This window comes from Duffyella gerundensis, from assembly GCF_001517405.1.
GTDB classification, from domain to species: domain Bacteria; phylum Pseudomonadota; class Gammaproteobacteria; order Enterobacterales; family Enterobacteriaceae; genus Duffyella; species Duffyella gerundensis.
The window spans coordinates 189,886-205,580 of record NZ_LN907828.1; the positions used below are offsets into that span (position 1 = coordinate 189,886).

Annotated in this window: 11 protein-coding genes; 7 read left to right on the top strand and 4 right to left on the bottom strand. The window is 55.1% G+C overall.

All coding sequences use genetic code 11. The features are described from left to right. Nucleotides 1-57: 57 nt before the first annotated feature. Complete coding sequence (locus tag EM595_RS18080; protein WP_067436070.1) at nt 58-399, bottom strand: hypothetical protein; 342 nt, start codon at nt 397-399, stop codon at nt 58-60. A gap of 377 nt (nt 400-776) precedes the next feature. Here EM595_RS18080 and EM595_RS18085 point away from each other — a divergent pair, with 377 nt between their 5' ends. The 4 genes from EM595_RS18085 (at nt 777) to EM595_RS18100 (ending at nt 5,056) form a co-directional block, all read left to right on the top strand. Then, nucleotides 777-1,214: a DUF2628 domain-containing protein gene (locus EM595_RS18085; RefSeq protein ID WP_157883935.1), complete on the top strand. Its 438-nt coding sequence runs from the start codon at nt 777-779 to the stop codon at nt 1,212-1,214. A gap of 371 nt (nt 1,215-1,585) precedes the next feature. After that, the gene (locus EM595_RS18090; protein ID WP_067436073.1) at nt 1,586-3,436 is read left to right on the top strand and encodes a M48 family metallopeptidase; all 1,851 of its coding nucleotides are present in this window, start codon (nt 1,586-1,588) and stop codon (nt 3,434-3,436) included. A gap of 100 nt (nt 3,437-3,536) precedes the next feature. Beyond that, nucleotides 3,537-4,412: a hypothetical protein gene (locus EM595_RS18095; RefSeq protein ID WP_067436076.1), complete on the top strand. Its 876-nt coding sequence runs from the start codon at nt 3,537-3,539 to the stop codon at nt 4,410-4,412. A 56-nt stretch (nt 4,413-4,468) separates the two neighbouring features. After that, entirely contained in the window at nt 4,469-5,056 is a 588-nt protein-coding gene (locus EM595_RS18100) for a hypothetical protein (protein ID WP_067436079.1), read from the top strand. A 36-nt stretch (nt 5,057-5,092) separates the two neighbouring features. On the opposite strand, the gene EM595_RS18105 is transcribed toward EM595_RS18100, so the two are convergent. After that, nucleotides 5,093-6,571: a SulP family inorganic anion transporter gene (locus EM595_RS18105; RefSeq protein ID WP_067436082.1), complete on the bottom strand. Its 1,479-nt coding sequence runs from the start codon at nt 6,569-6,571 to the stop codon at nt 5,093-5,095. Nucleotides 6,572-7,085: 514 nt separating this feature from the next. On the opposite strand from EM595_RS18105, the gene arsC reads away from it, so the two are divergent. Next, nucleotides 7,086-7,514 (top strand): glutaredoxin-dependent arsenate reductase, encoded by a 429-nt coding sequence (arsC, locus tag EM595_RS18110; protein WP_067436084.1) that lies wholly within the window; start codon nt 7,086-7,088, stop codon nt 7,512-7,514. A 107-nt stretch (nt 7,515-7,621) separates the two neighbouring features. Here arsC and EM595_RS21380 read toward each other — a convergent pair whose 3' ends face one another. Continuing rightward, entirely contained in the window at nt 7,622-13,204 is a 5,583-nt protein-coding gene (locus tag EM595_RS21380) for an Ig-like domain-containing protein (RefSeq protein ID WP_067436086.1), read from the bottom strand. A gap of 692 nt (nt 13,205-13,896) precedes the next feature. Further along, a complete protein-coding gene (yajD, locus tag EM595_RS18120) occupies nt 13,897-14,244 on the bottom strand; it encodes an HNH nuclease YajD (protein WP_067436088.1) in 348 nt (115 codons plus the stop codon). 257 nt (nt 14,245-14,501) lie between these two features. On the opposite strand from yajD, the gene EM595_RS18125 reads away from it, so the two are divergent. Then, a complete protein-coding gene (locus EM595_RS18125; protein WP_067436091.1) occupies nt 14,502-14,783 on the top strand; it encodes a hypothetical protein in 282 nt (93 codons plus the stop codon). Nucleotides 14,784-14,870: 87 nt separating this feature from the next. Then, on the top strand, nt 14,871-15,551 hold the full coding sequence (locus EM595_RS18130; RefSeq protein ID WP_067436094.1) for a cupin domain-containing protein: 681 nt from the start codon (nt 14,871-14,873) through the stop codon (nt 15,549-15,551). Nucleotides 15,552-15,695: the final 144 nt, after the last annotated feature.

A 15,695-nucleotide genomic window follows, 5' to 3' on the forward strand; every position in this document is an offset into this window, starting at 1 on the left:
GTTATTGATTTCCCTTTTGCGCTGGCGCAGCGGCACTGTCCATAACAGAGGGAGAGATTACTTCGTCAGATCGTAAATACATATTCCTGCGCCACTCAGAAACAGAATGATCGGCCAATAAAGCACAGGGATAAAAAAGAACTTGTGGGTTTTTTCCGGTGCCATCATCGGTTGGCTCTGGGTGGTCTTTGCCAGATAATCCAGCAGTTTTTCCTGCCTGAGGACAAAAACAAAAACCGCACAAAGGATAGCAGAAAGGATAAAAGTTGCGCCGGTCGGCCACAGATGGGCGGCAAAATAACCGTCCAGCCAAAGTGTATCGATCAGCCATTTGCAAAAAACATAAGCCAAAGAAATTAACACGGCGATAAAAAAACCGACTCCGCTCCAGACCAGCATTTTCGTTATCCTTGAAATTTATGTCCTGCCAGGCAGACTTTTCAGCAAAATTAACGTATTTATTTCTATAAGGCGAGAATTTCTTTAATACTGATAGCCTGAAATAGCAGCATTAAGATTTTACCTATTCCGCTATTACTGCTGCACTGTTTAAAAATGAAAAACAGGCATAAATGCCACGGTGAACATGTTTATCCTTCCAGTGGGTAATATCGTTGCGGGATTATTAGCGCCCCTAAGCAACGGACGTGCCTGCACCGGCTGGCTTTTAATCACGCTTTTTGCTGACAACATGATGACTGCGTTATAAGCCAAACATTTTAGATCTACATGGGCTTTACACTTTCTCTATTAATCACTTATCTATTGAGGCCAGTATGATGGAACAGCATAACCTGCCGCACAGCGGCCAGTCTGGCAAGGTGTACAGCGCCAAATGGCAGGCGCGTTTTGACTTTTTTGATCTACATGGCGCGCCGAATTCACCGGGCTTTAAAACCGCATTGAAGCAGCTGCCGTTTCAGCAAAAGGTGAAATTCAACGTCAATATTATCGCTTTCTTTTTTGGTCCGATTTACCTGTTTGTCCTCGGATTGTGGAAAAGAAATATCATCCTTATTTTGTTGATGATCGTTGTATTCACCGCGCTGGAACTGGCTTTCGCTATGATGGGCATCGACTATCCACGTCATCTTGATGCCGGTGTAGGATTTGGCTTTAATGCGCTTTATGGCGTTTCCACCAACTACGGTTATTACCTGAAAGAGAAAAAAGGCGAACAGGGATGGAACCCATTTAAAGGCATGCGCTGGTAACAAGATGATTAAACTAGCTAATGGAGCATCGCCCTTTAGTTGATTCACCTTAATAAGAAAGGGTGTATGCACAAATTTATTGGCACCATAAACTTGTACAAGAAGTATTAACTCAAATTAATTGGCCTGAAGAATCCAAAAAATGCCGATATAATGCTTTTCGCCAGGTAATTAATCCTAAAACCTATTTTTTCACTTGTCGGAATTGCCTGAAAGCGCTCTTATAATGCGCTTTCTTTACGATTTAAAATGTATAGCTGAAGCATGCAGAGACGGATCTCGCGCCATGACCTTACGCCGGGAAATCGCTTTCGGTATTGCCTGATAAAAACAGCTTGTCCCCATCATCGACAGTTAGCGAGTTTATTATTATGGGCACCTTAACGGCATTGAAAAAAAGCTATGCAAAAGTTTTCTTCTGGCTGCTGATCACGCTATTCCTGATTCCTGCCATCACGCTGGTATTTGCTGAATACGGCAATAACCAACTCAATCAGCAATATACCCAGCTGTTTATTGATGATGCCCGCGGGCAACAGCAGGATGTTGGTGAACTCACTGATTTTCTGCAACAGCACCCGCCTTCCAGCGTCTGCGGCCCGGTTGCTGATGACCTGATCGACTACAAAAATGCCGTTTGCGCCCCGCAGTCTGAACTGTGGCAGTTCTACATGATGGACAAGGTCGCCTTCTGGACGCTGATCGCCAGCGGCGTGATACTGCTTTTGGTGTTGTTGTGCAGTGCGCTGGCCTTCAAAAGCCGCCAGGGACAGCTGCTCAGCCTGACGCTGGCACGTCGTTTTCTGATGCTCGCCTGTTCACTCGAAGTGCTGGTTCAGGGTGGCATGCTGGTCTGGCTCTCATTCTGGAGCACCGCGTTTTTCACCCAAACCTACTATCCCAAACTGGTGATGGCGGTGGGCCTGCTGGTGCTGGCTGGCATGTACTACATGATCAAAGGCATCTTCAGAAAGCTGCCGCCGGAAGAGAGTATTGAAGGTGAAGTGGTCACGCGTGAAGCGGCACCTGCGCTGTGGTCGCGTATTGATGCGTTGGCAGCGAAAGTCGGCACTACGCCGCCAGACCACATCGTTGCCGGTATTGATACTAACTTCTACGTCACCGAAGCGCCGCTCAGCGTTAATGAGCAGGCGCTGACTGGTCGTAAGCTCTATGTCAGCATTCCGCTTCTGCGCCAGTTAACCACCGCGCAGGCGGATGGCGTGATGGTGCATGAGCTGACGCATCTGCATGAAGGCGACACCGCCTCCGGCGCGTTACTGGGGCCGAAACTGCACCGCTTCGATCTCTATCTGCACCTGATGGGACAGAATCTCGCCACGCTGATCGTGTTCTACCCGCTCTATCTCTATCGCATGCTGTTTGAGCTGGCGTGGCAGCGCAACAGTCGTGAACGTGAATTTGTTGCCGATCGCAACGCCTCAACGCTGGTCTCACCGGCGGCCATCATTGAATCGCTAATTAAGGTTTCCGCCTACGCCAGCTACCGTAATGACGTGGAACGCACCCTGTTTGAAAACAGCACGTTACATGATAGTGAGTTGGGCATTGCCAGGGCGATCGCCGCCGGACTGCCGCAGCACGTGAGTTCACCCGACTTTATCTGCATCATGCGCGAACAGAATGTACCGCATCCGTTTGATTCGCACCCACCGCTGGCCGAGAGAATGCGCAACGTGGGCTACAACGTAGAGGAAGCGCACTATGCGGGCGTTGCCAGCGAATCCCCCGCTGACAGCTGGGTCGATCTGATGCCGGTGGCCGATGAGATTGAACAGCAGCTGTGGCAAAAATATGAGCTCGCTTTCGCGTCTGAACATGAGCAGAGCCTGGCCTGGCGCTATCAGCCGGTTGGCGAAGAAGAGACCGCGCTGGTGGAGAAGTATTTTCCCAACGCGCCCTTCACGCTCAAAGATGGCTCAAAAATTGAAATCAGCTGGCGAGGTATCATTCACCCCAAAACCGGTGAATTGCTGGAGTGGGACAATGTGAAAAACATCAACGTTATTCGCAACTTCGGCCGCGATATTCTTTATGTGCAGCACGTACAGCCGAACGCTCAGGGCAAAAAACGCAGTGAAATCCGTCTGCCAGGCCTGAAAAAAGAGATCGACGCCTTCAAAAATACGCTCGGCTATTACCGCCATCGTCATCAAACGGTACGCGCCCAGTTAGCGGAGCCAGCGGTGCAGAACGCATGATAGCTAACGCCTTTGCCTGCCGTCGTCGGCTGTCCGACCGGCAGTTTCTGCTGTCGAAAAGGCGCGATAAAGGCGATGCCATCTGCAGGAATGCAAGAGAGTGAAGCAGCTGGTGCTGGCTCTGACGCTGCTACTGGCAGGCTGTGACAACAGCGACGGCCCGCGGGTCCGCGACGTCACAATTTGGCTGCAGGATCCCCTTGCTCACTTGCAGACGCCGCTGGGTGATGACGTGGACAAGGACTGTTTTCAGGGCACCTGCACGCTGAATTTCACTCAGCCCTCGGCCAGCGGCAACGTGTTGCGGGTGCAGTTGGGCGGCGCTAAGCCTTTTCGCCTTAACGGTGTGTTTTCACTCACGGCGGTGGGCTATGAAGAGGATCGCTATCGAATTGCGGAAATCACCCTCATGCCCGCCAGCCCGCCCACCAACAGCCTGCATAGCGAAGCCAGAACGGCGTTTTATCAGCTGTTAGCGCAACTCGGCGCGGCGGGTTGGCAGCGCTTTATTATGCAGGACAGCGCACGCCTGCCCGGTGCTGAATTTAACCACACTGCCCGCATCGAACAGGCGCTGCCGCAGGCGTCACTTAATCTTCCTTTTAACGATCCGGCAGTGCCGCTGAACCTGGCGCAGTGGCGCAGTCTGCCGTTAATTTCCCAGTGGTATTTCTACCGTGACGATGAATATCTGTCGATCATCGTGCAGCGTGAAAACAGCGACAGTGCGCCCAACGAACGCGGAACCTATCTCTTTATGCTGACCTTCAAAACCGAAGCGCAGCAGTATCAGTCCTACTTTGCTGCTGACGATCGGCCGCGCTGGAAGTCGCTGCTGCCCGCGCTGCTGAAGCAAATGGCGCAGACCCGCACTGAGAATGAGGCGAGGATGAGGGACATCGGCGTGACTATTGATGAACATTACCGTGATCCGACGATTGGCGCGCTGGATAAACCCGCGACACAGGCGGAATAACCCGCCTTGCAGGCCGCACTCACCGAAGAAGAGATGATCATGATCGGAGCGAAAAAATGAAGTCTGACAATATTGCCGTGCTGCTTATCGCGGCCATCACCTGCTTTTCTCTTCCCGCCGCCCATGCGCTCTGCCTGTTTGGCAGCACGGAAGGCGAGATATCGGACTACAAAAACAGCTACTGGCAACCCACCGAACCGCTGTCTGAAAAAGCCAGCAAGCAGATTGTCGCTAACTGCACGCAGCAGGCAGCCGTCGCCCAACAGCGGCTCACCGATACCTATCTTCAGCTCTGCACCACCGGACAGATCACCGGTGCCAATCGCCTGTTTGCCGAAAAGTTGCGGCACAATCCGCTCTACGCCAACCTGCTGACAGCCAGCCCAGGCGCTGCGAAAGCGCCCGCGGACAACATCGAAGCCCAAATGCGCTGGTCAGTGACCAACGATGACAGCATGGAAGGATTTAAAGAAGACTGTGCGGCGTTCGTTAAACGAACGCCTCAGGACCGCGCCAACACCCTGCTCGGCCTGAAGATCAACGGCTTTCAACAGGACACTTTCGCTCAATGCATGACTCAGAACCACATGCAGCAAGTGGTGCCGAAGAAAAAATTCAGCGCCTGCAAAAGCCTTGGCTGGTGAAGCGCTGAAGCAGCGGCCTGCACTGTCGCCTGTGCCTCAGTGTCCGCTCATCAGTTTTTTCACTTCTTCCGGTTTGTCGTGTACGCCAAATCGATCGACCAGAGTGCGGGTGGCTTCATTCATGCCGCGTACGTCCACATCGACGCCTTCACGACGAAACGCGATCACCGCCTTGTCGAGGGCACTGACTGCGGTAATGTCCCAGAAATGCGCGTGCGTCACGTCAATCACCACGCGTTCAACCCTCTCCTGAAAATCGAAATAGCGCATAAAGCGATCGGCGGAGGCAAAAAAGAGCTGTCCACTGATCTGATAGGTGCGCACACCCTCGTTCAGCGTCGAGGCGATCGCCATAAAACGGGCAACTTTAGTGGCGAAGTTTAGCGAGGCGATCAACACGCCGGTCAGCACGCCAAACGCCAGATTGTGGGTGGTGACCACTACCGCGACGGTCGCCAGCATGACCATGCTGCTGGAGAGTGGATGGCGCCGCAGATTAACGATCGAGCGCCAGGAGAAGGTGCCGATGGACACCATGATCATTACGGCCACCAGCGCCGCCATCGGAATACGCGAGACCCAGTCGCGCAGGAACACCACCATCAACAGCAGCACTACACCCGCGGTGAGCGTAGAGAGACGCCCGCGACCGCCTGACTTCACGTTAATCACCGATTGCCCAATCATCGCGCAACCCGCCATACCGCCGATAAACGCGGTGCATATATTGGCTACGCCTTGCGCCTTGCACTCGCGATTTTTATCGCTCGGCGTCTCGGTCAGGTCATCGACAATGGTGGCGGTCATCATGGTTTCCAGTAGCCCAACCACGGCCAGGCCCGCTGAATAGGGCAGAATAATCATTAGCGTAGCGAGATTAAAGGGAATGTCGGGAATCAGGAATACCGGCAGGCTGTCCGGCAGCTTGCCCATGTCGCCGACGGTGCGCACGTCCAGATGCAACCACAGGGAAACAGCGGTCAGCACAACAATGCAGACCAGCGGCGAGGGAAGCGTTTTATTGAGATAAGGAAACAGATAAATAATGGCCAGACCCGCAGCGGTCAGGGCATAGACTTGCCAGGTTACATCGGTAAGTTCCGGCAGCTGCGCCATGAAAATCAGAATGGCCAGCGCGTTCACAAAGCCGGTGACGACCGATCGCGAGACGTAGCGCATCAGCCCACCGAGCTTCAGATAACCCGCCGCCAGTTGCAGCACGCCAGTCAGCACCGACGCAGCCAACAAATAGTGCAGACCGTGCTCTTTCACCAGCGTGATCATCAGCAGAGCCATGGCGCCGGTAGCCGACGAAATCATCGCCGGACGCCCGCCTAAAAACGCCATCACCAGCGGAATACAGAACGCGGAATAGAGCCCAACCTGCGGATCCACCCCGGCGATGATGGAAAAAGCGATCGCTTCAGGAATCAGCGCGAGCGCGACCACAATACCGGCGAGCACGTCACCACGGACGTTACCCAGCCAGTCCTTTCGTGTCGAGGACAGCAACATAGTTATTTCTCAGTTTTTGGTGTGAATGAGCCCGTAGGGGCAAAAAATTTACAGACGAAAAAGCACATCCGCAGACGGGATGTTTTTGCGTGCGCGCTGAAGTTTATTCAGTGCGACAGAGAGGGGAACAACTCAGGGTGGCGTAAGACGCATAGCGATGTTTATTACTCCTTCACGGCTGGCTTAAGCAGCGCGGGTCAGCAGAAAACCGGTGTGGACCGGTCATAGCCTTTGCCTGGTCAGCCATCGGCTACGGCAAAAAGCGCTTTTACTTTACACGATTTTTTTGTTGGATCAACGCGCAGCCCACCACAGATACCCTTGATGAAAAACGCTCAGCGTCGATAGAATGGCGCAAACGCAACGGAGAAGAAGAGGTCATTTACTGCTGCTGCGCGGCGGATTGACGCCTGCGTAAACAGAATGGACATCACTATTATCGGCTATCATTGCCGCCTGAATTCAGCGCGATGCGTGGCCTGATGACCTGCAATACCCTCATGGAGAATCGTGTATGACTGACATCACTATTTACCACAATCCGGCCTGCGGGACGTCCCGCAATACGCTGGCGCTGATTCGCAACAGCGGCGTTGAGCCCACCGTGATTCATTATCTGGAGACGCCGCCGACGCGCGATGATCTGAAGAAGCTGATTGCTGATATGGCGACTGGCGTGCGGGGCCTGCTGCGTAAAAATACGGAGCCGTATGCGCAATTGGGCCTGGAAGACGATCGCTTCAGCGATGACGAACTGCTTGATGCGATGCTGGCTCATCCGATCCTGATCAATCGGCCGATTGTGGTGACACCGCTCGGCACCAGATTGTGTCGACCGTCGGAACAAGTGCTGGATATTTTGCCGGATCCGCAGCGGGGCGCGTTGACAAAAGAGGATGGTGAAGCGGTGATTGATGAAAACGGCAGGCGCATCAACCGCTGAGTGACACTACGCAAAACAGCGCGCGCGTTTATCTGTCACCAATAAACACAGCGCGCTGTTTATATTGAAAAATGGCCGGAGAATCGATCCCGCTCCGGCCAACGCGATCAGACGATTTGAACCTGCAAATTATGCTGGATCAGCACATCCGCCAGAGAGCCTTCGTGGCCGACAGCCGTGGTGTGATAGAGATCGTACTGCTGGCCGTCAACCAGCCGCTGGCCATCCTCCTGCCAGACGCCGCCCTCTTTCGTACTCAACGTGACCGCATTGCCCTCTGCACCTTTAATGGTCAGCGAGTCGCTGGCGTTATCGGAAAGCTGCAACAGATCCTTCTGCCCCAGCGTCACGCTGTTGCTGCCCGCGCTTCCCAAATCGATCGCCTCAACGCCGCTGATTTTCAGGCCCAGCGTGGCGAAATCCAGCACCTCGTGTGAGCCCGTCATCCGCAGCATGTCATGATCGGCACTGCCGTCCGGGCTGGTGAGCGTGTGCAAAAACAGCAGCGAGAAGGCGTCGTGACTTCCCAGGCCCGCCGCGCTGAGCACATCCGGATTAACGCCCGGATTTTCCACCGCGCTGTGATCCGCTACCTCGATCGGCTTCTCATCGGTGGCCGCCGCCAACACGTCGTTCGGCGCGACGGCCAACTGCGGCTGTGCTACCTCGTTATAGAGCGCAACGTTTAGCGCCGCGTGCCCGATATTGCCTGCGGCATCCTGAATACTGGCGGTAAGCGCATAGTCGCCCGACGCCAGGGTATGCGCCTCGGCGGCATCCAGCTGCACGCTCCAGCTTCCCGCATTGGTCACGTTGGTTTGCCAGTGGTGTTCGCCAAGCGTCACGATAACCGCATCGCCCGCTTCACCTTTGCCTGCGATCAGCAGCCCTTCATTGAGATTGATCTTCTGACCGTCCGCCAGATGCGAAAAGCTGATTTTTGGCGGACAGGCATCGACGGTGTAACTGGCATTGATGGTTGCTGAATGCGCTGACGCATCGGTTGCGGTCACAATAATGCCGTGCTTACCGTTACCAAAACCGGTTTTCATCATCTCTGGCGTCAGGGTCAGGCTCCATTTACCGTCGTCGGTGACCGTGGCCGCGTACGTTTTACCGCCGATGATCACCTTAACCGCCTGGCCGCTACCGCTGATACCGGTGGTACCGGTCAGTGTCTCGCTATGCTGTTTCTCGCTGCGGTTCAACCAGCCATCGTCGAATGGCGTATCGATGGTGGGCGCTGGCAGCAGGATCGGGCCGCCGCCATCAACCGGCGGGGTCAGGTCAACCGGCACAACCATATCCTTCTCGTACCAGTTGCCAGCACCATCAAACACCCCAAACGTCATGGTATTGGTGTAGTGGCTGATGTCCTGCGCGGGGATCTCCACGCTCCAGCTGCCGTCCGCCTGAATGACAGCCTGTTCATGGTTCTCCAGGTAACTACTCTGCACCGAGAACGATTTTATCGGCAGCGGTGCCTCTATGGTGCCGGTCAGCCGATACCAGGTCTGTCCGTTGTGCTCTACCGCATCCGCCAGCGTGATGGTATTAAAGGTGAGTGTTGGGAAGCTGCTGTTGTAATGGGTGATCAGCAGCAGATCCTGGCTAAGGCTGGCGCTGTTGCCTTTTGCATCCGTGGCGCTGACCGTGATGGTGTAGTTGCCGTCTTTAATCGATCTCACATCAGCGTCAGAGATCTCCACCCGCCACTCATCCCCGGCCACGTTACCCACAAAGGTTTTGCCGTCCAGTGTCAGTTCAACCCGCGTATAGTACGGCAGGTAAGCCGCACTGCCGGTGAACATAATGCCGTAAAGGCCTTCCTGATAGTTGACCGCGTTGTCACCGGTGACCGGATCAAGGGTCAGCTGCGGCAGTTTCTCTGTGGGATATATCTCCACTTCCGTTGATCTGACTTGGCTATTTCCCGCTGCGTCGGTGGCATGAACCTCCGCCATAAAGCGGCCCTCGCCCATGCTCTGCAACGTTTCTGCTGGCACGGTGAACTGCCAGTGGCCGCTTGAATCGATAGTGCTGTTCCAGACGATGCTGCCAAAGGTCACCTCAATGGTGCTGCCCGCCTCACCGCTACCTGAAATCAGCAGCGGCGAAGTGATTTCCGTGAAGTCGATTATGCCGTCATCTGACAGCCAGTTTATGTCAATCGCCGGACCAACAGTATCGATCGTGAAGCGGGTCGTCGCCGTGCCGGTCTGCCCCCAGACATCGGTAGCGATTAGCTCAATCTGGTGCTCGCCATTACGGAAATTGGCTTCGCGCATCTGATCCGACGAGAGCGGCACGCTCCAGCGACCTTCGCTGTCCACGGTCCCTGCATAATTGATGCCGTCGATAGTCAGCGCGATTTTCTGTCCGGCACCGATCACGCCGGTGGTGCCGGTGAGCGTAACGGGATGCGAACTCTCCTCTAAATTCATAAGCCCGTCGCCGAACGGCGTTTCAATGGTGGGCTGTGGCGTTGGCGCATCATCAGGCGGCACCGAGGCTTCTACGGTGATATTTTTGACCGCCGTGGTGACGCCGCCTACGCTGTTGTCAAAGCTGACGCTGATGCGGTTTGCGCCCACCGGCAGCACTTGCAAATCGGCCGCCGGAATAGTGACGCTCCAGCTGCCGTCGGCGGCCAGCGTGGTGGTGTAGCTTTCGCCGTTCAGCTTCACGGTCAGCGTGCTTTCCGGCGCCAGGTTCATAGTCATACCGCTCAGGGTTTGTGCCGACTGCTTCTCTTCAGCGCTGAGCACCGCATCGCCGGTGAAACTGTGAATAGTCAGCGCTGGCGGGCCGCTGACCGGTGGCGGCGTGGTGTCACCGCCATCCACCGGCGGTGTATCGCCAGGATTATCACCCGGCACCGGTACCTCGCCGGGATCGTGCGGGTCAGCGGGCGTCGTGAAGTCGACCGGAATGGTGACGCTCTGCTCGAACCAGTTGCTGGCGCCGTCCAGCACGCCAAACGTCAGCGTGGTGGTGTATTGGCTGAGATCATCCGCGCTAATTTCCACGCTCCAGCTACCGTCAGCGTGCATCACGCCATCGTGCCAGTTCAGCAAATAATCACTCTGTACTGCGAACGACTTAATGGGTAGCGGCGTTTCCATGGTGCCGCTGAGCCGGTACCAGGTCTGTCCGTCGTGCTCTACCGCATCTGCCAACGTCAGCGTGTTAACGGTAAATGTCGGATTACTGCTTTTGTAATGGGTAATCAGTAGCAGATCCTGACTGAGGCTGGTGCTATTGCCATTTGGATCCGTGGCGCTGACCGTGATGGCATAGTTGCCATCTTTTATCGACTTCACGTCATTGTCAGAAATCTGCACCCGCCACTCATTCTCGTTTACGCTGCCGTAAAAGGTTTTGCCGTTCAGCGTCAGATCAATCAGCGTGCCGCTCGGCAGATGCGCTGCGCTGCCGGTGAACATAATGCCGTAGATGCCTTCCTGATAGCTGACCGCATTGTCGCCGGTGACCGGATCGAGGGTCAGCTGCGGCAGCACCTCAGAGGCATAAATATCTACGCCGCCAACATCAAAGCTGCTGTTACCTGCCGCATCCGTAACACGGGCCACCGCACCAAAGCGGCCTTCACCCATGCTCTGCAGCGTTTCCGCCGGTACCGTAAACTGCCACTCACCGTATGAATCGATAGTGCCTTTCCAGACCGTGCTACCAAATGTCACCTCAATGGCGCAGCCGCTTTCACCGCTGCCCGAGATCAGCAGCGGCGAGTTAATTTCGGTGAGGTCGATCAGGCCGTCCCCTGCCAGCACATCAACACTGACGCGAGGTGCTTCAATATCAGCAATGTAGTGGGTCACGGCAGTGCCGGTTTGCCCCCACACGTCGGTAGCGGTCAACACAATCTCATGCTTGCCGTTGGATGAAGGCGCACCGTAATTAGGATCAGAGCCCACCGGCACGCTCCAGCGACCTTCGGCATCCACGGTGCCCGCATAGCTGATGCCGTCAATGGTCAGCGCGATTTTCTGTCCGGCGCCGGTCACGCCGGTGGTGCCGGTGATCATCTGGGCGTGATAACTCTCAGTGGAGCTCATCAACCCGTCGCCAAACGGCGTTTCAATGGTGGGCTGTGGCACCGGTGCGCCATCCGGCGGCACGGAGGCTTCCACGGTGATCGCTTTGCTCAACGTGGTGGTACCGCCAACGCTGTTGTCAAAACTGACGCTGATGCGGCTGCTACCCACCGGCAGCGTTTGCAGATCGGCCGCCGGAATAGCCAGGCTCCAGCTGCCGTCGGCGGCCAGCGTGGTGGTGTAGCTCTCACCATTCAGTTGAACGGTCAGCGTACTTCCCGGCGCCAGATTCTGCGTGGTGCCGCTCAGCGTTTGCGCCGTGAATTTTTCATCGGCGCTCAGCACCGCATCGCCGGTAAAACTGTGGATGGTTAATGACGGCGGGCCGCTGACCGGCGGCGGCGTGGTTTCACCGCCATCCACCGGCGGCGTATCGCCAGGATTGTCGCCCGGCAGCGGCACCTCGCCCGGATCGTGCGGTTCAGCGGGCGTGGTCAGATCGGCCGACACATAGAGCCCCTGCTCAAGCCAGTTTCCGGCGCCGTCCTGCACGCCGAATGTCAGGCTATTGTTGCCTTCGCTGAGGTCACTGGCGCTGACTTCCACGCTCCAGCTGCCGTCGGCGTGGAGCACGCCATCGTGCCAGTTCATCAGGTAATCGCTCTGTACGGCGAACGATTTTATCGGCAGCGGCGCCTCCAGGGTGCCGCTGAGCCGGTACCAGGTTTGACCGTCGTGCTCTACCGCATCCGCCAGCGTGACGTCGTTAACGGTGACGGTAGGTTTACCGCTGTTGTAGTGAGTAATCAGCAGCAGATCCCGGCTGAGGCTGGTGCTGTTTCCCTGTTTATCAACAACGCTCACCGTGGCACGGTAGTTGCCATCTTTAATATCCCTGAGCTCGCTGTCGTTAATCTGTATGTGCCACTGATTTTCATTGACGCCGCTTTCCCAGCGTTTGCCATTCAGTGTGACCGTGACAATGGAACCGGTGGGCAGATTTTCTGTGGTGCCGGCAAACAGAACGCCGTAGACACCTTCCTGATAGTTCACCGCATTATCATCAGCGATCGGATCGAGATGCAGCACCGGTAACGCATCCGCCCCGGGTTCATTCGCGGCAGCAGCCAGCGTTGATGGCATGGTTGATGGTGCGGCGGTCAGGGTTGAAACGGGCGGCGCGTCGCTGTTCAAAGCCGTGACAGCTGCATCGTTATGGTTAGGGGCGATAGAGGCGGCCGCAGTGCTGTGGGTTTCCGGTGACGCTGAGTTGCTGAGGTCAGGCGCACTCAACACCGGCAGCAGCGTGGTAAGGGTTGCAGAGTCGCCCGCGGCGGTGTCTGCAAACTGCACCTGATGAACAGCATTGTCATGCTGAAAACGTAGCTCGCTGTGCCTGCCGTCGATTTGGCTAAAAAACTGCTGATAGCGAACGGTATCACTGTCCTTAAAACGCAGGATCAGATCGTCGCCCTGCTGCTGATAAGCCGCAACCTGGGCAGGCGGGCCTTGCAGCGTGATAATTGCAGGCTCGTTAAGAATGGATCGGGAATCACCTTCACTGAACGGCGGCAGTGGTTGACCGCTGGCCAGCGATACGACAGTAACGCGGCCTGTGCCTGAATACGCCATGATTTTCCTCTTATACACCGGTTAATGATTTAAGCGACGCCAGAAAGGTAAAGAAAATCTTTACTTTTCGCAGGCATACAGCGGCCAACGGCCAAAAAGGCGCTGAGCCTGAACCGGTGCTCCAGGGATGAAAGGCAATCCACAACAAGGGAAATGGTTAACATTACAGCCAAATAAAATGTTCAATGCAGAACGCAGATATTGTCTGTCGGCAAGATAAAACAGTACCATTTTTTGTGAGAGCCCGCGCGTCAGCTCAATTTACTTCCCTTAACCTCAAAGACTTATCGCCTTTAAAGAGGTTAACGGTCGACGCTGGATAGCCATAAATTAGTCTGCGCCAACCCGCTTTACTACTGGCCAAAATCTGGAAAATCAGCCCTAAGCCAAATGATTTTTATTAATGTCGCTTACATCACCAAACCCGATGATAGTGCCAGCGAGGCCAGGCCCAATTTATTCCACGCCGGGAAGTTATTATTTAAATTTAAGTGTTGCAGGCTAATGCAATTCAGGCACGGTGAGAAAAGCGGTTTTTACGGCAGCGGCGGGCCGCTCTAAAAAAGGCGGCAGTCTCTCATGAGGGGCTAAAAGTCAGGGGAAAGGGCGTAAGACAGGCGCTGACGGCTTCGAACAGCCGCCGTGAGATTGCGCCTGCTCATCTGTTGAAGCCGTCAGCAGGGAGAGTCGGGTTATTTCTTCTTGTTGAGCATCGCCTGCAAATCAGCAAAGGGATTATAGGTTGCTGCCTCAACATCGTTTTGCGCATCCTCGCCCGCCACTACTGAGGTACCGTACTGGTCTGCTTCGGTATATTTCGAGTGCTCGTGATCATGACAGTAAAGGCACAACAGCTCCCAGTTGCTGCCATCTGGCGGATTGTTGGTGTGATCGTGATCGATATGGTGAACGGTTAACTCACGCAAATTAGAGTAAACAAACTCCCGCGAGCAGCGACCACATACCCAGGGAAACAGTTTCAGGGCTTTCTCACGATAGCCGCTTTCCAGACGCGTATAGTTTTTTGGTATCAGAGCCATTGCCGATATTACCTGTGATAAAAGGCGGATTTAGAGAAGTGTTATCAATATATCCCATATCGACACAGAAGAAGACAGGCTAAAGGCGGTGCGCCCTGTTTTCGTCTGACCGCAGACGAGGATGAGCACACACTGCTATCGCGTGGGTCGCCAATGTTGTTATCGTAAGTGATGCGTTACAGCCTTCAGTCAACGGCCAACAACCCGTATGCAGGCAAACGGGCTATTTACTCGCTTCTCTCAACAGGAATCCAGCCATGCCCCACTACTGTTTCTATAAAAAAGCCAGGCACGTGGTTGTGCTGGCGAGCTCGGACGCGACGGGTGCGGAACCCCTGTTGCAACAGGGATATGAAAAGCAGTTTGAAGAAGTGAACGCCCTGAATGCAGAACGTGCGCTGCGCCGTTTTGCCGATATTCGCCGTGATAAGCGCACCGATCAGCACAATTTCCTCGCAGGTGCCGCCACTTTTCCATTGATCGGGGTGTTGACCGCCTTTGCAATGTTTCTGCTAAAGAAAAAAGCAGGACGAAAGTAAACGCCAGCGGTACCCGTGATACACCCGCCCTGTTCTGGCGCTGTAAGGCAGCAACTATCTGCGGATAGCGCGTAAAAAGAGAGAACCATGTTAATTAATGCTGATTTTTCACAAAACGTTGTGGTGGCGCCTGACGATCATCACTGGATCAGTTCGCCACAGGCAGGCGTCGAGCGCGTCATGCTCGATCGTATCGGCGCTGAAAAGGCGCGGGCCACCAGCCTGGTCAGATATGCGCCTGGCTCTGATTTTCCTGAACACAGTCATCCGAGTGGCGAAGAGATCCTGGTGCTGAGTGGCGTCTTCAGCGAAAACGGTATCGACTATCCCGCAGGCTGCTATCTGCGCAGCCCGGATGGATCGTCCCATCAGCCATCAAGTCGCGAAGGCGCTACGCTGTTTGTTAAGCTTCGTCAGATGTCTGCCGATGACCGCGCCTGGGTGCGCACCAATACCCACGATCGCACGCTCTGGCAGGGCGAGCCGCGCAGGCAGTTCTGCCCACTGTACAGTAGCCAGAGTGAAACGGTGCTGCTGCAAAAGCTGGCGGACGGCGAGCCGCTGGTGCAGGACCACGCCGCGAGCGGAGCAGAAGTGTTGATCCTGTCCGGTGAATTAACCTCGGCGGCAACCCTTTATCCAACCGGGAGCTGGCTGCGCTTTGCACCGGACGCTTATCCCGCCCTGCACGCCTCCGCCGCAGACACGCTGGTCTATATGAAAACCGGTCATCTCCACCCCATCACTCTGGTCGGCGCATCATCCTGAAGGCAATTCGTAGCGCGGCAGCGGTGAATCGCAACAGCACGCGGGGCGCATAAAAAGTTGGCCGATATAGAGTAAATAAGCACAGCCGGTGAGCTGAATAGCGATAAAGCTCAGGCTGCCGGCACGGAAAAGCGTTATTCCACT